Origin of the sequence: Microbulbifer sp. MKSA007, from assembly GCA_032615215.1 — a bacterium.
GTDB lineage: Bacteria > Pseudomonadota > Gammaproteobacteria > Pseudomonadales > Cellvibrionaceae > Microbulbifer.
Map to the genome: position 1 here is coordinate 3,580,072 of CP128433.1, position 18,909 is coordinate 3,598,980.

Annotated in this window: 21 protein-coding genes; 17 read left to right on the forward strand and 4 right to left on the reverse strand. The window is 46.1% G+C overall.

Annotated elements, in window-relative coordinates; all coding sequences use genetic code 11:
* Nucleotides 1–820 precede the first annotated feature (820 nt).
* The 8 genes from QT397_18710 to QT397_18745 all read left to right on the forward strand — a co-directional run bounded on the left by QT397_18710 (nt 821) and on the right by QT397_18745 (nt 7,640).
* A complete protein-coding gene (locus QT397_18710; protein ID WNZ54892.1) occupies nt 821–1,753 on the forward strand; it encodes a hypothetical protein in 933 nt (310 codons plus the stop codon).
* Between the two features lie 398 nt (nt 1,754–2,151).
* Nucleotides 2,152–2,952 carry an alpha/beta hydrolase gene (locus QT397_18715; protein WNZ54893.1) on the forward strand — a complete coding sequence of 267 codons (801 nt, stop codon included), beginning with the start codon at nt 2,152–2,154 and terminating at the stop codon, nt 2,950–2,952.
* On the forward strand, nt 2,949–3,569 hold the full coding sequence (locus QT397_18720; GenBank protein ID WNZ54894.1) for a hypothetical protein: 621 nt from the start codon (nt 2,949–2,951) through the stop codon (nt 3,567–3,569). The genes QT397_18715 and QT397_18720 overlap by 4 nt, the downstream gene beginning before the upstream one ends.
* Nucleotides 3,570–3,628: 59 nt before the next feature.
* Nucleotides 3,629–4,735, forward strand: a complete 1,107-nt coding sequence (locus QT397_18725; GenBank protein ID WNZ54895.1) for a histidine kinase — start codon at nt 3,629–3,631, stop codon at nt 4,733–4,735.
* A gap of 3 nt (nt 4,736–4,738) precedes the next feature.
* The gene (locus tag QT397_18730; GenBank protein WNZ54896.1) at nt 4,739–5,455 is read left to right on the forward strand and encodes a LytTR family DNA-binding domain-containing protein; all 717 of its coding nucleotides are present in this window, start codon (nt 4,739–4,741) and stop codon (nt 5,453–5,455) included.
* 282 nt (nt 5,456–5,737) lie between these two features.
* Complete coding sequence (locus QT397_18735) at nt 5,738–6,241, forward strand: ester cyclase (GenBank protein ID WNZ54897.1); 504 nt, start codon at nt 5,738–5,740, stop codon at nt 6,239–6,241.
* 117 nt (nt 6,242–6,358) lie between these two features.
* Nucleotides 6,359–7,180, forward strand: coding sequence for a hypothetical protein (locus QT397_18740; GenBank protein WNZ54898.1), 822 nt, complete (start codon nt 6,359–6,361; stop codon nt 7,178–7,180).
* A 127-nt stretch (nt 7,181–7,307) separates the two neighbouring features.
* Nucleotides 7,308–7,640 (forward strand): hypothetical protein, encoded by a 333-nt coding sequence (locus QT397_18745; GenBank protein ID WNZ54899.1) that lies wholly within the window; start codon nt 7,308–7,310, stop codon nt 7,638–7,640.
* 158 nt (nt 7,641–7,798) lie between these two features.
* Here the strand turns inward: QT397_18745 and QT397_18750 are convergent, their stop codons facing one another.
* Nucleotides 7,799–8,092: a hypothetical protein gene (locus QT397_18750; protein ID WNZ54900.1), complete on the reverse strand. Its 294-nt coding sequence runs from the start codon at nt 8,090–8,092 to the stop codon at nt 7,799–7,801.
* A 357-nt stretch (nt 8,093–8,449) separates the two neighbouring features.
* On the opposite strand from QT397_18750, the gene QT397_18755 reads away from it, so the two are divergent.
* Entirely contained in the window at nt 8,450–9,691 is a 1,242-nt protein-coding gene (locus tag QT397_18755; protein ID WNZ54901.1) for a patatin-like phospholipase family protein, read from the forward strand.
* 50 nt (nt 9,692–9,741) lie between these two features.
* On the opposite strand, the gene sulP (QT397_18760) is transcribed toward QT397_18755, so the two are convergent.
* From sulP (QT397_18760) to QT397_18770, 3 genes are all read right to left on the reverse strand, one after another.
* Nucleotides 9,742–11,475 (reverse strand): sulfate permease, encoded by a 1,734-nt coding sequence (sulP, locus tag QT397_18760; GenBank protein WNZ54902.1) that lies wholly within the window; start codon nt 11,473–11,475, stop codon nt 9,742–9,744.
* Between the two features lie 91 nt (nt 11,476–11,566).
* Nucleotides 11,567–11,980, reverse strand: coding sequence for a TIGR01244 family sulfur transferase (locus tag QT397_18765; protein WNZ54903.1), 414 nt, complete (start codon nt 11,978–11,980; stop codon nt 11,567–11,569).
* Nucleotides 11,981–12,035: 55 nt separating this feature from the next.
* Nucleotides 12,036–12,800 (reverse strand): MBL fold metallo-hydrolase, encoded by a 765-nt coding sequence (locus QT397_18770; protein WNZ54904.1) that lies wholly within the window; start codon nt 12,798–12,800, stop codon nt 12,036–12,038.
* Nucleotides 12,801–13,005: 205 nt separating this feature from the next.
* Between QT397_18770 and QT397_18775 the strand changes: the two genes are divergently transcribed.
* The 8 genes from QT397_18775 to QT397_18810 all read left to right on the forward strand — a co-directional run bounded on the left by QT397_18775 (nt 13,006) and on the right by QT397_18810 (nt 18,862).
* A complete protein-coding gene (locus tag QT397_18775) occupies nt 13,006–13,320 on the forward strand; it encodes a metalloregulator ArsR/SmtB family transcription factor (protein WNZ54905.1) in 315 nt (104 codons plus the stop codon).
* A gap of 4 nt (nt 13,321–13,324) precedes the next feature.
* A complete protein-coding gene (locus QT397_18780) occupies nt 13,325–13,768 on the forward strand; it encodes a YeeE/YedE family protein (GenBank protein ID WNZ54906.1) in 444 nt (147 codons plus the stop codon).
* Entirely contained in the window at nt 13,765–14,202 is a 438-nt protein-coding gene (locus tag QT397_18785; protein ID WNZ54907.1) for a YeeE/YedE thiosulfate transporter family protein, read from the forward strand. Before QT397_18780 ends, QT397_18785 begins: the two co-directional genes overlap by 4 nt.
* Before the next feature lie 95 nt (nt 14,203–14,297).
* On the forward strand, nt 14,298–16,028 hold the full coding sequence (gene sulP / locus QT397_18790; GenBank protein WNZ54908.1) for a sulfate permease: 1,731 nt from the start codon (nt 14,298–14,300) through the stop codon (nt 16,026–16,028).
* Between the two features lie 66 nt (nt 16,029–16,094).
* Nucleotides 16,095–16,946, forward strand: coding sequence for an ATP-dependent helicase (locus tag QT397_18795; GenBank protein ID WNZ54909.1), 852 nt, complete (start codon nt 16,095–16,097; stop codon nt 16,944–16,946).
* Nucleotides 16,871–17,770, forward strand: a complete 900-nt coding sequence (locus tag QT397_18800; GenBank protein WNZ54910.1) for a 3'-5' exonuclease — start codon at nt 16,871–16,873, stop codon at nt 17,768–17,770. Before QT397_18795 ends, QT397_18800 begins: the two co-directional genes overlap by 76 nt.
* Complete coding sequence (locus QT397_18805) at nt 17,716–18,312, forward strand: 3'-5' exonuclease (GenBank protein ID WNZ58563.1); 597 nt, start codon at nt 17,716–17,718, stop codon at nt 18,310–18,312. The genes QT397_18800 and QT397_18805 overlap by 55 nt, the downstream gene beginning before the upstream one ends.
* A 61-nt stretch (nt 18,313–18,373) precedes the next feature.
* Nucleotides 18,374–18,862, forward strand: a complete 489-nt coding sequence (locus tag QT397_18810) for a DUF1993 family protein (GenBank protein WNZ54911.1) — start codon at nt 18,374–18,376, stop codon at nt 18,860–18,862.
* Nucleotides 18,863–18,909 lie beyond the last annotated feature (47 nt).

Consider the following 18,909-nt stretch of genomic DNA (forward strand, 5'->3'; position numbering starts at 1 on the left):
TAGTTTATCGCTTAAGAGAGTGTCCATCGTTGATGGGTAGGATCAGGAATCTCAAACAATGTTACTAGCAATATAATCACAAATGCTGGTGGTGACGGTGTTGATTTCGATCCCGATGGTCGTTCAAATATCCTTATATTGAATGTTATTGATAACAGTACAGACGTTGGCATTGAGATAGATTCCAACTCTAATCTCATTTCTCAAAATGTAGTGACAAATAACGTGACAGGTATCAGGGTTGAGAGCGCTGATAACAACACCATTAGTGTAAATAGTGTAAGTGATAACAATGACTACGGAATATCTATTGAAAGTGGAAGCGCCGACGGTAATACCGTCTTATCTAACTCCTCCTTAAACAATGGGATCTTTGACCTTTACTCACCCAACGATCCAACTTGCACTGATAACACTTGGATAGGTAATACTTTTGTTACCCGTGACCCTTCATGTTTAGAATAAATTAAACCCTAAATAACTCAAAACTAAAGGCGATAATCAAGTTCTGTATCGCCTTCTCTCAATGACTATCATTTGGGCAATAGAATACCTTGTAAGTTAAATCATACATTGTTACCGGCAGTCCTCTATCAAGCTTTCTTCAGCAAGAATTTCAAACCGACAATAAGTAATACCTCCCATTAAACTAATGTCCCACTAAATCAGCACTTACCTCTCATAGCATCTATCTAGGCCATCTATCAAACTCATACTTGTATCAACCCCATTCACAAGGAGTACGTGCCAGATTGTCGGCCAAATTCCGATGATCAGGCTAGTGAACGGTGATTGATACGACCTCAACCTTGAAAATGCAATGGAAAACGACATTGGTCGTACAGTCTCATCACTAAAGGAGTTTATGATGAAGAATATTGCACCTCTAGCCGCCAGTATTGCCCTGGCAATCATTAGCCAGGGCGCTATCGCCGACACCAATACTGCAACGGTTTACCAAGAAGGTCTTGGGAACACTGCAACAGCTGATCAAAGTGATCCAACCGCCACAAACAATACCATCGATCAAACTCAGATCGGTGATAACAACACCAGCTATGCGGAGCAATCCGCTAACAGTGATGGTGGCACGATCATTCATAACCAAACTGGCGATATGAATACCGCCGAGTCCTATCAGGATAACTCTGTAGGCGCCTATATCGAGATCAATCAGGGAGACAACAATCAGTACGTCTTCACTCTCCAGTCATTTGTTGACGGTAGCACCATGTCCATTACCCAAGATGGGGATGGCCACAGTGCAACCTTAACTCAAACCAATAGTACCGATGATGTTATTGTGGTGACTCAAGCTGGGGTAAATCAAACCGCATTTGTTACCCAAACACTGACGTCAAACAGTGAAGTCTATGTAGATCAGCTCGGCGACTCCAACCTGGCGACCCACAATCAAGTCAATGGGGACTCCAACTACTCCTACTCATATCAGGACGGTACTACCAACACCCTAAATGTGATTCAAACCAACGATGATCACGAGAGCAACCTCTGGCAAATTGGCGACAACAATGTTGCCATTCATAACCAGACGGGTTCAGATCACTACGCACTGACCGAGCAGCTCGGAACTTCCAACTTTGCCAATATTACGGCAACAGGTATTGGTTCTTCCGCTCAAACTTACCAGAATGGTGTGGGTAACGCCCAAACAACAACACAAATTGGCGATGCGCAATCCGCTATTGCCAATCAAACCGGAAACGCAAACGTAGGTGTAATTCTACAGTAAACGCTTCATCTCGCAGTGCTGCCCATAAATGGGCAGCACCCATGGACTCATTGGCACCGAAAGATCATCTTCCAAAGAATTATTTCCGAAACAACTCTTGCCTTACATACATACCCCCAGTAATGGCCAAATTTTTTACCAACGTATATAGGCGATTCCGTGCTCGTCATAGGTACAATCCGCACTGTTAGTTAGTCTCTCCGTCCCAGCTATCAGGATAAGTCGCCTCTATCTGATGACGTAATATACCTTTGCCCCACGCCTAACTAAACAAAGGGTAGTCAAGACTTCCTCGCCTTTCAGCAGCCCTATTCGCCACTTATCCTAATTTTAATCCAGAAGAATAAGATTCCTCTAAGATGGCAAGCATTCAGCAGGTGAACACAGAGAGAATAGTTATGCGATATATTCAAACTAGATTTTCAAAGACAAACGCAAAGTTAAAGACGCTTTTCTTAGCCGCCGGCCTGTTTTCTACTACAGCAAGTGCTGGTGGCATTGATGGAGAGTGGAAGGCCACTATCCAAACAGATAACGACAAGATACTTCCGATTGTCCTCCATTTTGATCAGGATAACGATAAATGGACGGGCGTACTGGATAGCCCTTCACAAAATGCCTATGGCATAGAGATGTCATCCTTGGACATTAGCGGCAACAACATATCCTTCGAAATTGAAGACTTACAAATCAGCTACGAGGGGGCGTACAACCCAGTAGTTGAGCTTATGTTCGGATCATTTACTCAAGGGAAGTCACAGACTCTTAACTTCAGAAAGATAAATACTGCTAAACCGGATAACCGTCCACAAATACCAACAGGCCCCTATCCCTATACTGTTGAAGAGGTAAGTTTTAAAAGTACAATCACAAATAATATAATCTCTGGAACATTGACCAAACCAAACTCAAGGATAAAAGCTACTGCGATCCTGATTAGTGGTTCGGGGCCGCAAGACCGGGATGAAACCGCATTCGGCCATAAAGCATTTGCGGTAATTGCCGACGATTTAACCCGGCAAGGGTACGCGGTATTACGTTATGATGAACGAGGAATTGGTGACTCTACCGGGAGTTTCTCCACGGCAACTACCGAAGATTTTGCCAATGATACCAGTGCAATTGTGGATTATCTGAACAGTCGTAACGATCTCCCCAAGGGTAAAACGGGCTTGATTGGGCACAGCGAGGGGGGATGATTGCCCCCATGGTAGCCAGCAATCGTGATGATATTGCGTTTACAATTCTTCTCGGCGGCCCAGGGGTTAAAATGCAAGAGCTCTTTTTCGACCAGTGGCACAGGGATAGAAAGCACAGCGGTGTGACTGAGAAAAACCTACAAGAGTTACGCAAGCTTGATAAAATTATTTTTGAACAATTTGCTCGTCTTCCCATAGGGGGAACTATCAGTGATGGCTTACATCAAGCTCTTCATAAGAGTGTTAAACTCGAAGGTTTGGAAGGAGGCAAACTGGAAGCTCAAGTTGAGGTACTTAAGAAACAGTATTCCACCCCTTGGTTTCGTTATGCATTGAACTTCAACCCTGAGCCCTATTTAGAGGGTACAAAATGTCCTATTTTGGCTCTTAACGGCTCACTGGATTTTCAAGTTGATGCGGAAATGAACTTAGGCAATATAGAAAAGGTGTTGAGTAAATCCAATCATAAGGATTATGAAATTATTGAACTCGATAAAATGAATCATCTCTTTCAAACAGCCGAAACCGGCAGCTATGCCGAGTATGCGGAAATAGAGGAAACCTTTTCCCCTATTGCCCTCGAGATGATGTCAACCTGGCTGAACGAGAGATTCTGATTTTAATTAAACTCTGTGGCCCCAGAACAAGGGGCCATTTTATTAACATGTATTAATTTATGAAGTTACTGAAGTCCCCCGCACCTACGACAAAGTTCTTAGCGTATCATTTTGGCGGCTGGCTAATATTCGCCCTAGTGAACTCCATTTCTCGGGGCTTACTTACCGATGAAAGTTTCGAGCAGCTCGCCATACATGCACTCACCCTGATATTAACCTGCGGAGCTTTAACGCTAATTATCCGAGAAGTGATTTATCGCTTTGACCTCTTAGATAAAAACTGGAGGCAACAGTGGCCCTACTTCTTTCTATCTTCAATATCACTTGCATTTGCATGTGCCTATATTTCAGTTATCTTTCTATTCTCATATTATAATTTAATGGGGTATGCCATCCCCGAATCAATTTGGCACAACATACTTGGCAACTGGCTTATCATGACTATTTTATTAGTAAGCTGGACCCTGATTTATGTTACAGCAGTTAATCAAGACCGTTTACTCAAAGCTGAACAGGAAGCCATTCAACTTAACCTACAGCTCAATGAGGTTAAAATGGCAGCACTTATGGGGCAGCTTAACCCACATTTCCTTTTCAATGGACTAAACAATATCCGGGCCTTAATTCTTGAGGATGCTACTAAATCAAGAACGATGCTGACAAACCTCTCTGATCTACTGAGATATACATTGATGGCACATAAACAGAAAACCGTGCCACTCAGAGATGAGCTGGAAATTGTTTGTCAATATATCGACCTCCTCAAAATACAATATGAAGATCGTTTGACTTTCAGGTTGATAACTGATCCAGAATTGATGGGAGAACGAATCCCTCCTCTTATTATCCAACTGCTTACAGAAAATGCGATACGCCACGGAATTGAAAAGTCCAAGCATGGCGGTGAAGTAACCATCAGAGTATCCCATGAAGAGGAACACCTAGTCATCACGGTATCTAACCCAGGGACCTTAGAACTAAACACACCTCTAGAAACAAGGCCCAGCAAAAAGAAAAATGAAAATACCGGATTGGGGCTAGCTAATATAAAAAAACGATTGACTCTTCAATATGGTAACAACACATCCTTCCAGATAAAGCAACAAGGGCAGCAAGTTATTGCCCAATGCCATATTCCTACTTCATCTCTACAGTTGGCGGTATAATAAGTGAAAGCCATTATTATTGAAGATTCCAGACTCGCTCGTAATGAATTGAGAGAGCTGTTAAAGCCTCACAAAAATATAAATTTAGTTGCAGAGGCAAAAGATTGTGAGCAGGCAGTTTCTCTGATTCTAAAAGAACAACCAGACTTACTTTTTTTAGACATTGATCTACCGGACGGGACTGGCTTCGACATACTAGAACAGCTTGAAACTGCACCCCAGGTTATTTTCACAACCGCTTATGATGAATACGCCATACAAGCATTCGAAGTCAACGCATTAGACTATCTCCTCAAGCCGATCAACCCGGAAAAATTAAAGCGGGCCCTTAACAAAACACTAAGTGATTCTTCCTTACAGGATGATAATCACTCATCGAACTACCTAGACACCGACAACAAGATCTTTATCAAGGACGGAGAGCGTTGCTGGCTAATAGAAATAGGAAATATCCGTTATTTTGAAAACTGTGGAAATCATGCTCAAGTATTCTTTGATAGCAACAAACCGTTCATTTATAAATCATTATCTAAAATTGAGCAGCGTTTAAATCCTGAGATTTTCTTTCGCGCCAACCGCCAGCAAATCATAAACCTGAATTTTATTCAGGATATTCAACCATGGGTCAACAGCGGACTACTAATAACAATGACCGATGGAAAAGAAATTGAGGCTGCAAGACGCCCCGCTACTCGCTTACGGGAGATGCTAAGTTTGTAGGTCAGCCGTATAACCTGCTGTCAGTTATCATACTGGCAGCAGCATCTCTATTACTCACCTCGTATACATACTCTGCCGCTAATCTGAAACATCAATCTTAGCGGCAGACTTTTAATCCAGTAAAGTCTAAAGATGGACAGCTTGCCAAACTACCTGAATATCGGTTCACCTTATGGAATATGTGTCCATAATAGGAGATGACACAATTCTTTGCTCATTTTTAATATCGTTCAAAAGACGTCCTGAAACACCCCCTCACTTATGTAAAAAGGAATCTATCAAATGTTCAAACGAGCTTCCTGTTTTGTTTTAGTAGCCCTTTTATTCAGTATTACCAATTTGGTGGTAGCGCAGCCAAATAACCTAGAAGAGAATAAAAAACTCGCAATGCAAGCTGTGGGTTTGTGGCTAAGCGGAAATAAGATAGATCCCATGACAATTTTATCTCCTAACTATATAAACAACCTGGATTCTGCGACAACGGATAGCGCAGGCCCACAAAAGCGTAACCTCAAACAATTTGAACAAGAAGTGGCTAAGTTTCACAAAGCATTCAAAGACATCAAGGCAGTCAGTACCAAGCAAGTAGCTGAAGGAGATCTAGTCGCAACTCATGTTACAGTCAGCGCTAATCATGTCGGCTCGTTTATGGGGGAAACTCCAACCAAAAAAATAATCACCTGGGATGCTGTGGAATTCTCCAAGATTCAGGACGGCAAAATAGTCGAAGCTTGGGTCACTTGGGATAAATATGGATTCCTAAAGCAGCTTGGTGCACTGAAGTAGTCAATTGCGGAGTAATACTATCCTTGACAGCAAGTCAGGATACATTCCCGAATGCGGCATTCATGCTGCTCTGACCCCAAATAATCAAGATCGTCGATATTTTGATCGGTGTCTTTTATGAGTTTAGAAACTCCATCTCGAGAACTTGGCCCACAAGAGGCCTTGTTTATAGAGATGACAAGGCTGTCCTATGGTGGCTTACAATTTGTTTCTTTCATTAGAGTCTGCAAATCGTTAAGTGTTGACACTTTACGCACAGGGTTAGAGTACCTACACAGACGCCACCCTCTTCTACGCGCTCGAATCCAAAGAGGGGAAAAACTTCGCTGGATTTGCGACGTTGACTTCAATGATATCCCGTTAAATATATGCCAAGTTGGTGATACCCTCAATTTAGAGGATGAGTTTAGAGATCACGGCATAAACTGCCTGGACAGTGAAAAATATGTATACAGCATAAAGCTCTACCTCAACAAAGGAGGTCTCGTAGAGTGGATTTCCGTCATCAATATTCATGCGGCATTTGATGGCAGATCAGTAATGACTATATTTTCAGATTTAGACAAATTTCTGCGATCTAACGAAACACTTGAACAGACCAAGTCACTACCACTACAAGAGAGTATTGCAAGCCAGCTAGAGTCAGCTGGATACTATGGAGAAAAAGAAGTTGAACATAAGAACACTGACGATTTCATCTGGCCGGTAGAAAAGCAAGTCGCCCCCAAAGAGCGTAGGTCCTGTGCTATTTCATATGTTATGCCGCCAGAAAAAACTCAAAAACTCGTCAATTGGGGCAAGAGTAACGGCATAAAAATTACTGCAATTTACTGTGCCATTGCATCTATTGCCGCGCGAGCAGTACCGGTTGACAAAAAATTAACAGAAGTCACTTTATCGATGGATGCCAGGGGCTATGCTCCCCTAACATTCCCTTAGGACATATTGGAGCCTTTTCCGAAACTGCTAGCTTGAAGCTCCCCCAAATATAGAGTCTGCCAATGTTGTTGATGTTGCCAAAATGCTACAAAATCAAATCATTTCGGTATTGCTCAAGCAAAGGCCTATGAGTAAAAATCTCAGCTCAGACTATAAGATGAGCGATATAACCCATATGGCTACTGAAATCACAGCACAGCACAAATCATTTCCCGCAGGGATTATTGTTTCCAATGGAGGCAGCATACCCTTTTTAGCTGATGAAATGGAGTACTTTGAAATTCAGATGCCGATGATTACTCTAACTAACGGCATTAATCCATTAATGGCTGCAACCTTTACCACTTACCGTAATTCGGTCTTTGTTTTTGGGTATTGTGAACCATTGATTAGCAGGCATAGTATTGATTTATTTGTTAATGAATATATGCGTATATTAAATGGCCTTATTTCGGAATAGCATTCCATGCAAGCAAATACTTTAAGCAAACAACCTTAAAATGGAAACCCTGAAAGCAGCCATTAAAAAATTAACTCTTATACAAATAAGCACCTCACAAACCCGCTAAAAATCAACTTACTCTTTGAAGTGCCAAGCAATTATTTATATTAGCAAAGCTACTTAATCTGGAACATATTGCTCATCCCATAAGCTGAATAAATTTCTTGCATCGTCTCTTCTGTGGCCTTGTTAATTTTCCCAATCATGGAATTTAATCCTGTACCATCAACAGTTGTTCCAAATGAATGCTTACCAGGCTGAACAATTAGAGACTGAATGCCAAATTGAGCCAGCTCCACGCGGTAGTTTTCTCCGATTCGCTCTATCGCGTGCTTGGTAGCATTATATGAGCCAATAAAAGGTAATACGAATCCTCCCCTAAACACTTGACTTGTGGATAACAGCTCCACTACTACGCTGTTTCATTTGCGGCAAGACCGTGCGAATTATTTGTTACAACCCAAACACATTAATTTCAAAAACCAAGATACATAATCTAGCCGCATTACTTCCGCTAGATATCATTGCATATGCTATATCAATAGAAAGGCGGAGCTTACCAGCGTCGGATTTCGAGACAAGTCACCACCATCTAGAACAATTACACTTTCTACTTAAGCTCCGTGTAAACTCCTTACTATATTGCTTATAGATTTTGATTTATTACCATTCAGTCTTTGAAGATATAAAATAAAAGTTAATATACCCTTGGGGGTTTGTCTTTTAAAAGGCAAAACCCATAAGGAATAGATGGTTTTGGGTACAACATGGCAAGTAAGTTCAACGCCTCTTTCAAAAAGACTATTATTGCACTTGTGTATATTGCTGTTGGTTATGCTTTTTTCGCCTACGTTTATAACAATTTTTTTACGCAAACAACCACATTCCCCCGAGAGTCGGTCACGTATGATCTTACTCACAATACCGATTATCTCCAGCAAAAAGACACGATTAATATCCTCGTCGTAGCAGGCGGAGGAGTCAGAGGCTTAATTCCTCTACATGTACTGCAGTATATTGAAGACAAATTAGGGAAACCCCTTGATCAGGTGTTCGACGTTTTTTCAGGGGTTTCCACTGGAGCCATTATCGCAACAGGCCTCAATATTCCTGATGAAGCTATTCCCAGCAGAAACGGGCAAAAGCTATCCCATCTCGACTATCTGGTTGATATCTATGAGAACGAAGTAAACTACCTTTTCTCTCCCCCTTGGTATCACAAGCTCCTAACCGCAGGCGGTCTGTTTTCACCCTCTTATTTTGGCAGCCGATTACATGAGGTAATGGAAAAACATTATACTAAAGACCTTAATTTTACTGAACTTGAGAACTACGTAATCATTCCTTCTTTAAACTTAAAGGATGGAGAGATACATCTTTTCAAGAACAAAGGTGAGACGGTTAATTATCTCCCCACCGATCGGCTTTATCAATTAATGACAGCCGCAGTAAGTGCTGAAACTGCTTTTCCTCCTGTCGTATTCAATTATTCGGAAGATGAAGGTATCCAGTATTGCGAGCCTGAATCTGCAGAATCGGAAAACGAATCCCAATGTGTGTTTGCAGATGCAGCTATAGCTATGAACAACCCGGCCAGTATGATTCTTCGAGATGTTATCAACGAATTTCCCGATAAAAATTACTACATCCTGGTATTAGGTGCTGGAAGCCCTCGACTCCTTAGTTCCACAACAAACTACGACACATTGAAAAACTGGGGACAAATAAACTGGTTTCGAGATGCATTAACAAATATGCAGCGCTCAATGGATACACACCAGCTCCATACACTGGAAATTGCAAAGTCTTTATCTGAAGAAGGGAGGATAGAATACGACTATCTAAATATCGAAATTCGAGAGCCCTTTATCGGCATATTTGAGCACAAGAAGCTCCCAAAGTTAAAGAACTACTCGGACCAACTAATCAAAGACAATCAAGCCCAAATCGATCTAATTGTCGACCATTTAAAAAGTGAGAGCATTAAAAATTCAAGCGATAAATCTTGACTAATGACTCTTAAATCAACATAAGGGAAACCTAGAAGGTTTCCAGGCATCTATGTGTTACCTCCTTGACCCACCTGTATATTTACAAATGCCTGGTACTGACTTAAAAACACTTCGCCAGAGAGCTTTTGCAAAAAGCTACTTTTCTCCAAACGATCCATCACCGGACCTTTAACTTCAGAAAGATGAAGTCGAACACCTCTATTAAGTAAGATACTGTTTATACTTTCCAGTACTTCCAAGGCACTCCAATCAATTTCATTAACGGCACTACACATCAGGATAATATGCCTGACCTGGGAATTACCTCCTAGACGGCTATAAATACGCTCTTCCAATGTACTTATATTAGAGAACATCAGACGGCCATCTACTCTAAAAGTAAGAATCTCAGAAGCAGTTTTAACTGGGTGTCGATCTATATTGCGGAAATGCTCAGTGCCTTCGATTAATCCTACCTCTGCAATATGAGGCTTTGATGCGCGCCAAATAAATAATAATAGCGATGCACCCACTCCACAGAGCACGCCCGACTCAACGCCAAATAATAGGGTAACGAAGATTGTCACCGCTACAGCAAGAAAATCCGCCTTGGAAAATTGCCAAGTTTTACGCAAGATAGAAAAATCTACCAGTGAAAGTACTGCAACAATAATAGTGGCAGCGAGAGTAGCTTTCGGAAGAAAATATAGTGGTGACGTGAGAAAAAGAGCCGTGAATCCAATGCCCATTGCGGTAAATAGGCTGGCAAACTGTGTTTGTGCTCCCGCGTCAGCATTTACAACTGAGCGTGAGAAGCCACCACTTACCGGAAATCCACCAGAAAAACCTGCCCCAACATTCGCCAACCCTAAAGCCACCAGCTCTTGGTTGGAATCAACTCTTTGTCTACGTTTTGCGGCTAAAGTCTTTGCCACGGATATCGATTCTACATAGCCGATGATAGCAATCATTAGCGCAGGTAGCGCAAGTGACTCAAATAGGGAAACCGACAACTTTGGCAAGGTAAATTGAGGCAGCCCCGAAGGAACACTGCCAACAAGGGCTACTCCCCATGCTTCAAGGTTAAAAGTATATGAGAAGTACACGGTTATCAGCACTGCTACTGCGGGGGATGACTTAGACAGAAGATTAGCGGTATCAGCTGTGATTCCTAATCTTTGCAATAGTTTTGCCGCACAAGCTCTAGATAGGTATAGAAATAGCACCACCCCCAAACCGACTAACAAGGTCAACTGATTATAGCCACCCAAGTTTTCAAACAAGCCAGGCAACAGCTCTAATATTGTATCTCCATGGACCGATAGCCCCAGCAATTGGGTAACCTGATTAAGTGCAATTAATAATGCAGAGGCAGTTATAAAGCCGGAGATTACCGGGTGTGATAAAAAGTTAGCGAGAAAACCTAACTTTAATATACCTAATACTGTGAGAATTCCTCCAGATAAGAGCGCCAATATCGCTGCTGCAGTGAGGTAGTCTACCTCACCGCTCGCTGTTACCTTTCCAAGAGCAGCGGCGCTCATTAAGGAGATTACCGCTACAGGTCCTACGGATAGTGTTCGACTGCTGCCTAACAGGCCATAGACTAGCAGCGGAACAATACTCGCATAGAGGCCCACCTCAGGTGGCAATCCGGCAAGCAAAGCGTAAGCAAGGGACTGGGGAATAAGGAGCACGGTAACAATTGAAGCCGCCAGTAGGTCCTGGGCTAGCAGCTGCCGATTATAGGAGTGAATAGTAGCCAGAATGGGAAACCATCTGGTGAGATGCTGCATCGCCATGATCTGTTTTCCGCTCTGGCCTTACGGCCTGAGTTCTATCGCCTTAAAAGAAGGGTTTGAATTGCAGCACCGAAAGTGCTGCACTTTAGAGCTAGGGTTCAATCGATATCAGCACAGCGCCAATATCAAATCCTGCGGCCTGGGCCTGGGAATTGAGCTGCTTTTTATCTGCCCCCATCAGGACCTTGGCACCGGCCCATACCTGGCTGGAACGATTTCCCGTCCGGCAAAACGCGTGCACTTTGTCTCCTTCCAGCAAAACATCACGAAATGCCTCGCAGTGATTTCGCATCATACGTCCGCGAGTAAAAGGTATAGCCACAAATTTAATGCCCACCGCTAATGCGGCCTGCTCCATATCCACATAGGAAGGGTGAGTTTCACTCTCACCTTCCGGGCAATTGCATACTACAACTTGTACCCCACTCTGAGCCAATGGCACCATACTTTCACAGGCTATATGCTCAGAAACGCTCACCTGTTCATCTAATTGTTTAATATTCATTGTCACCTCAGTTCTATGCATTCAACTGAATAAATATATCGATCAGTAATTTCGTCTAAAGCTGATTAAGCGGTACTTTCAAATAAACCGTACCATTCGATTCTGCCGGGGGCATTTGCCCCGCACGAATATTCACCTGCACAGACGGTACTATCAGCCGCGGCACAGATAAAGTGGCATCGCGCTTGCGGCGCACCGTGACAAAATCCTCCTCGGCAACCCCATCGCGCAAATGAATATTCTCCCTGCGTTGCTCTCCCACGCTGGTCTCACACTGATAGCCCCGCTTACCTTTAGGCGGGTAGTCGTGACACATAAACATGCGGGTTTGGTCGGGAAGGGACAAGATCTTACGCACTGAGCGATACAGCTCTGACGCATCGCCGCCGGGGAAGTCACATCGCGCACTGCCAACATCCGGCATAAATAAGGTATCGCCAACAAAAAGCGCATCGCCGATTAGCCAGGCCATATCTGCGGGGGTGTGACCGGGACTGTAAATCACTTTCGCTGTCAGCTTACCAACCTGGAAAGTTTCACCATCCTTAAAGAGATGATCAAACTGACTGCCATCTGCCAGGAACTCCCGCTCAAGGTTAAATACATCGCGGAAGATTTTCTGCACCTGGCAAATGTGTTCACCGATCCCGATACGTCCACCCAATTGCTGGCGTAAAAACGGTGCCGCTGATAAGTGGTCAGCATGGGCATGAGTCTCCAGTATCCACTCCAGAGTCAGGTCTTTCTCTTGAATAAATGACACCAGCTCCTCAGCACCTCGGCTACTGGTGCGACCCGAGGCTGAATCAAAATTCAGCACAGAGTCCACAATAGCGGCGGAACCCCTTCCCTGTCGTACACCACATAGCTCCAGGTTTCTGTATCCCGATCCAGGAACGGCTGTACCCGGGCACAGTGTTCTTCATGAGCCATCTTCTGCTCTCCCGTATTCACTACACCAACAATATACAATGTGATATTATATAAAACAATATATTGTAATTGTGTAAATTGATTTAGTTCCTATGCCTGATACTGAACATCTCGATCTCAACAAAATGCGCGATTCCGCTGGCCAGGCGGCAGCGATGCTGCGCTCCCTGGCCAATCAGGACCGCTTGCTACTTCTATGTCAGCTCAGCCAGGAAGAGTTAAATGTAGGCGAATTGGAAGAGCGCCTGGGTATTCATCAGCCAAGCCTGTCCCAACAACTGGGTGTCCTCCGTCGCGAAGGCCTGGTCGAAACACGCCGCGAAGGAAAAAACGTCTTCTACCGGGTTGCAGACCCGCGAGTACTCGCCCTGCTGCAAACCCTTTACCAGCTCTACTGTGCGGAGTAATCCCATGACCATCGATTGGACCGCTTTCACCCCGGGCACTGCACTCGCCGGGGGGCTGCTGATTGGCCTCGCCAGTGCCGCTTTACTCGCCTTCAACGGTCGTATCGCAGGTATCTCCGGCATCATTGGCGGACTGCTTGACCAAATCCAGGGTTCCCTGTGGCGCCTGGCCTTTATCGGGGGGCTATTGATAAGCCCTCTTGCCTGGAAAATCTTTGCAACAGTGCCCGACATTGATATCCAGGCAGGTTATCCCACCTTAATTGCAGCGGGATTACTGGTGGGCCTGGGCACGCGGATGGCTTCCGGTTGTACCAGTGGCCATGGTGTTTGCGGCTTGTCCCGACTCTCCACTCGCTCGCTAACCGCCACCCTGATATTTATGGCCGCGGGCTTCACAACCGTGTTTCTAATGCGACACCTCCTGATCGGCCAGCTGGGGCAATGATGATGAAAACCAATATCAGCGCACTTTTGGCCGGGCTCACTTTCGGCCTGGGGTTATTGCTCTCCGGTATGGCCAACCCAGAGAAAGTTCTGGGCTTCCTCGATTTAGCCGGCGCCTGGGACCCCTCTCTGGGACTGGTGATGTTTGGCGCTATCGCTGTGGGTCTGCCACTATTCCATTTCATCAGGCACCGGGGACAGTCTATCTGGAAGCAACCGCTTCACCTGCCGGCAAGTAACCGGGTTGATCGCCGCTTGGTATTGGGCAGTCTTCTATTTGGTGCCGGCTGGGGATTGGCGGGATTTTGTCCCGGACCGGCGATTGTCGCTACCGGGGCGGGAGAGCTAAAAGCGGTAATTTTTACGCTCGCCATGCTCACGGGTATGGGGATATTCCAACTCTTCGGGATCAAGCGCACTGCCGCAGTGGAGTAACTTGCGCCCAAGCACAACGGTGAGGCAGCCGCCGTCTATCTTGTTTGAGCAGTTCACACAATTGCGGCAGGAAGAGAGCGGAAACAAGTGTAAGGATGCGGCTACTCCACCTAATCCCTCCATGGCTTCGACGCTACCAGCCCAAGTGGCTGGTGGGAGATAGTGTTGCCGCCCTCCTGGCCAGCATGATGCTGATCCCACAGGCCCTCGCCTATGCCGCACTTGCCGGCTTGCCCCCTTATCTAGGGCTCTACGCTGGGCTGCTCCCATTAATAGGATACGCACTGTTTGGCTCCAGCTCGGTGCTGTCCGTCGGCCCGGTGGCCGTGCTCGCCCTAATGACCGCTTCAGCTCTCACCCCCATAGCCTCACCGGGAAGTCCCGAGTACATTTCCGGCGCCATATTATTAGCGCTCTTGAGTGGAGTAAGCCTGCTACTAATGGGGTTTCTTGGCCTCGGCAGCCTCGCCAACCTCTTGAGTCTTCCGGTTGTTGACGGTTTTGTCTCCGGCGCCGCGCTGCTGATTATTGCCGGGCAGATTGCCCCTTTACTGGGAATATCAAGCAATGGCGATACGGTTCTCGAGATATTGATCAGCACCTTTAACCACCTGCCCGAAACCGATCGGGAAGCAGCTCTGCTGGGGCTCATTGCACTGGCCAGCTTAATTGCCGCCCGTCTAGGCTTGCCCTTCCTGCTCAGGAAAATCGGGGTCGGCCCAGCACGATCCAAATTGCTTTCGCGGTTGGCGCCCATGCTTATCGTGGTGATTGCCATTGTGCTCACCGCTATTTTTCACTGGGAGAAGGAATTACCCGTTGTGGGGGTTATTCCCGCTGGCCTACCGCACCTAAGTATCCCCTCTATTAATCCGGGGCTGATTTACAAACTGCTATTGCCTGCCCTGATTATTGCCCTGCTCGGTTTTGTCGAGAGCTTATCTATTGCCCACTCTATCGCCCAGCGGCGCGGCGAGAAGCTCAACACTAATGCGGAACTGCGGGGGCTGGGTGCCTCCAATCTACTCAGCGCATTTTCAGGAGGGTTTGCGGTGACCGGCAGCTTTGCACGGACGGCCGTTAACGATGAGAGTGGAGCAAAAACCCCTCTCAGCGGCGTGATAGCCGCAGTGCTAATAGCCCTGCTACTTCTGTATGCCACCAAAGTCTTTACCGAACTGCCAATCTGCGTGCTAGCTGCCACCATCATTGTTGCAGCCGCAAACCTGATCAACGTCCAGGGAATGGCCCACCACTGGCGCTACGACCGCACCGATGGACTGGCTATGGCAGGCACATTTCTCGGGGTAGTGTTTTTTGGCGTGGAGACCGGGATTGCCCTGGGCGTCGGGCTCTCATTCGCCACATTGATCTGGCGAGCCAGCCGGCCACATATCGCTGTCGTGGGGCGTGTACCGGGTACTGAGCAATTCCGTAATGTACTTCGCCATACGGTGAAAACCGACTCTGAAATTTTGTTCCTGCGTATTGATGAGAACCTGTTTTTTAGCAACATTAATGCGATTGAGGAGCGACTTTTTGTAGAGATAAAGCGGCATCGCAATACCCGCCATATGGTGCTGATCTTATCGTCTGTTAACCGGATCGACAGCACAGCGATAGAGCGTCTGTTACAAGTAAACCGGGATTTACAGAATCGAAATATCCAGCTGCATCTGGCTGAGGTAAAGGGGGCTGTACTGGATCGCCTGGGCCACTCTAAGCTACTGCAGGAATTGAGCGGCCGCGTATTCCTCTCCCCCTACATCGCTGAGCTTGCCCTGCGCCACCATCAAATCTCCGATAGCGGCAAACCATCCGAATAAGATAGCGCGACTTGTAAGACAGCAACAAACACTGGCAAAATATCCAGTATTTGAGTAAAGAGCGCGATGGGCGGAAACAACCTTACCTCTGAACAACAGGCAATTGCAGATCACGCCGGTGGTCACGCCAAGATCATTGCCGTTGCCGGCTCCGGCAAAACCACTGCTCTGTTGCACTACATAAAGAACCGCCTTGATGCAGGTATCGCCCCCGAACGATTGCTGGTATTAATGTATAACCGCAGTGCTCGGGAGGACTTCGATCGTCGCTTACGGCAGCTGGCTGAAGGCTCGACACCAGCGGTACATACCTTTCACAGTGTTGGATATCGTTTATACCAACGCATGATCGCCAATGATCATATCGCTGCTGCCAACCTATCCCCCCTGCCCCAATCCACAATCCAATTACAAATCTGGAAGGCCATTGAAGAGTGCGCGCCTACCCACGAACTCGAAGAGATTAGAGCACGAAAGCAATCTGAGATTGAGGCCGCTGAATTTTTTATCGACTACACCAAAACGATTCTGTCGGGAGATCTCAGCGCATTTCAGGAACTGAAGCTCGGCGATGAATACATGTATTTTCTGCAGGTATTTCGCACTTTTGAGGCATGGCGCCGCAGCCAAAATGCGGTTACCTACGCCGATCTGATTTATGACCCAGCCATGCTGCTCAGCATGGATGAGGAGATGGCCGAGCAGTACGGCAGCTATTACGAAGATATCCTGGTGGACGAATACCAGGATATCAATGAGATACAGCACTTTTTATTGCGAGTTCTCTACGGAAAAACTGGCAACGTCATCGCGATTGGCGACCCAGACCAAACCATTTACGAATGGCGAGGCTCCAAACCGGATTTCCTGCTCACATTTTTCGATGGGGATTTTCCCCCTCGAATATTTATCACCTGAGCCGCACTTTCCGTTATGGCCACCAATTATCCCTGGCCGCCAACCACTTTATTGAGAACAATCGCGATCGCGCCGATATATTCTGTGTTTCAGCCAATGAAGATCAGCAAACAGAAATCGAGTTGGTAAAAACCGATAAGGAGGGGCGCTGGCTTGTAGAGCACCTGCGTCGATGTCAAAAGCAAGGTCAGTCATTCAGGGAGGTCGCCGTGCTGGTGCGGCTGTGGTCTATCGCCGCTCCTATTGAACTGGCACTGCTGGCCAATAATATTCCCTACCGTTCAGCAAGCCGCAACACCGTCCTTTCGCGCCGGGAGCTCCGCCCCTTATTTTGGAGTTTAAATATTGCCTCCGGTCGATTCGCCGAACTTCCACCCAAGCGGCGCCAGCAGGGGCTTTACGAATGGCTGACCTCTCCCCATGTGCGTATTCCGCGCAAAGTTCTGGAGCCCCTCTGTTCCTCTCTGGCGGTGTTAGATAAAGGCTGGGGCAAGAAGCTGATTGCCCTGCTGCCTGAAAACCTGAGTAAGCCCCAGACCAAGCGCTTGCGCCAACGGGCAGACCTGCTTACCCAGATCGAGAACTGGCGCGGTCACGCCGGAGAGCTACTGCGTCGTCATATCGGTGAACTGGAACTTCTCAGCGGAATCGCTGACGACGCCTTCACCCGCCAACAAGGGGAGGAAAGGCAGCAAACCATCCTCGCTTTCTGCAAATACCTGGACACACTGAAGCAGCCCCCGCTGAAGCCCTGGCACATCTACAAGAGCTGCAACGCCAACACCGTGAGGGTGAACAAACTGAAGCGGATGCTATACAAATAACGACTATGCACCAGGCTAAAGGTTTGGAGTGGGAACAAGTGATTATCCCCACCCTCACCCAGCACAATATGCCCTATCAACCTCAACGGGACTTCAGCACACCCGCGTCACTGGAGAGCGAACGCCGCTTAATGTACGTGGCGATGACCCGCGCCAAGTCAAAACTCTTCTTGTTGGCCCCTGCAGAAGACTCCAAAAAGAATGACCCCGAGGCTTCGCAGCCTTCATTATTTATTAATGAGATGCAGCTTCCTTTAAGTAAATTGATGGCAGACTCCCTAAAGGAGCGCCCGGAAAAAATCGACACCGATGTACCGGTTTCACGCCAAGCACTCCACTATTTAGAAGCTTGCGATTACAACCCCAATATCAGCGCACCCAGGGCACCAATGCGAAAACCAGAACCTGGAGAGGGGCTGCGGCATCGAAAACTTGGCTATGGAAGGGTTTTGGGATGGGAGGACAAGCGTATCGAGGTTTTATTTAGCGATGGAAAAGCTCGACGGTTTGATTGGGAGACTTTGTCACAATATCTGATGTAGCAATACCCAGGAACGCGTGTACCAAAAAAGATTATTCACTCCGCTATTATCAGGTTACCTAATGCAAATATCTATCAAGAGCCTCCTTCATAATTATCTTTCCCAACTACTTTCAATTGTGACTAAAATTCCGCAGGAAATATTTCACAAGCAGCTGGCATCTAACATGTTCAGCTTAGCCGAGAATGCAAAAATTGCGGCCAATTTTTCTCTTCGTGGATACTGCCCACTCGTTGACCAAAAAATTGTGACATTTGAAGAGGATGGCAGTACAAAGGAGGGTATTCTGAGAACCATCCAGAAAACACTAAATTATTTGGATTCTTTACCCGAAGTAACCGATCTGGACAGTAGTAGAAGAATCAATGATAAAGCAGGTTTTACAACCGTGGATCTCCCACAGCCAAAATATATCCATCAATATATAATTCCAAACTTGCTATTCCATATAAGCATGGTTTATGCAATTGCACGCCACTGTGGTGTAACCCTTAGCAAAGGCGATTTTGATGGGTTCCACAGCTATCCAGCTGAATTTAGCTTTATGTAAAACTCACCAAAATACTTCAATACCAAATTCTACCAGCCCTTTACTAT

What these genes read in the sequence shown, in the direction of transcription:
- QT397_18810 (WNZ54911.1), top strand. Translation starts at nt 18,374, where the DNA reads ATGCAAATATCTATCAAGAGCCTCCTTCATAATTATCTTTCCCAACTA.
- sulP (WNZ54902.1), bottom strand. Translation starts at nt 11,475, where the DNA reads ATGGCGATGCAGCATCTCACCAGATGGTTTCCCATTCTGGCTACTATT.
- QT397_18725 (WNZ54895.1), top strand. Translation starts at nt 3,629, where the DNA reads ATGAAGTTACTGAAGTCCCCCGCACCTACGACAAAGTTCTTAGCGTAT.
- QT397_18720 (WNZ54894.1), top strand. Translation starts at nt 2,949, where the DNA reads ATGATTGCCCCCATGGTAGCCAGCAATCGTGATGATATTGCGTTTACA.
- QT397_18795 (WNZ54909.1), top strand. Translation starts at nt 16,095, where the DNA reads ATGGGCGGAAACAACCTTACCTCTGAACAACAGGCAATTGCAGATCAC.
- QT397_18735 (WNZ54897.1), top strand. Translation starts at nt 5,738, where the DNA reads ATGTTCAAACGAGCTTCCTGTTTTGTTTTAGTAGCCCTTTTATTCAGT.
- QT397_18765 (WNZ54903.1), bottom strand. Translation starts at nt 11,980, where the DNA reads ATGAATATTAAACAATTAGATGAACAGGTGAGCGTTTCTGAGCATATA.
- QT397_18755 (WNZ54901.1), top strand. Translation starts at nt 8,450, where the DNA reads ATGGCAAGTAAGTTCAACGCCTCTTTCAAAAAGACTATTATTGCACTT.
- QT397_18775 (WNZ54905.1), top strand. Translation starts at nt 13,006, where the DNA reads ATGCCTGATACTGAACATCTCGATCTCAACAAAATGCGCGATTCCGCT.
- QT397_18785 (WNZ54907.1), top strand. Translation starts at nt 13,765, where the DNA reads ATGATGATGAAAACCAATATCAGCGCACTTTTGGCCGGGCTCACTTTC.
- QT397_18745 (WNZ54899.1), top strand. Translation starts at nt 7,308, where the DNA reads ATGAGTAAAAATCTCAGCTCAGACTATAAGATGAGCGATATAACCCAT.
- QT397_18710 (WNZ54892.1), top strand. Translation starts at nt 821, where the DNA reads ATGGAAAACGACATTGGTCGTACAGTCTCATCACTAAAGGAGTTTATG.
- QT397_18780 (WNZ54906.1), top strand. Translation starts at nt 13,325, where the DNA reads ATGACCATCGATTGGACCGCTTTCACCCCGGGCACTGCACTCGCCGGG.
- sulP (WNZ54908.1), top strand. Translation starts at nt 14,298, where the DNA reads ATGCGGCTACTCCACCTAATCCCTCCATGGCTTCGACGCTACCAGCCC.
- QT397_18740 (WNZ54898.1), top strand. Translation starts at nt 6,359, where the DNA reads ATGAGTTTAGAAACTCCATCTCGAGAACTTGGCCCACAAGAGGCCTTG.
- QT397_18800 (WNZ54910.1), top strand. Translation starts at nt 16,871, where the DNA reads ATGGCGAGGCTCCAAACCGGATTTCCTGCTCACATTTTTCGATGGGGA.
- QT397_18715 (WNZ54893.1), top strand. Translation starts at nt 2,152, where the DNA reads ATGCGATATATTCAAACTAGATTTTCAAAGACAAACGCAAAGTTAAAG.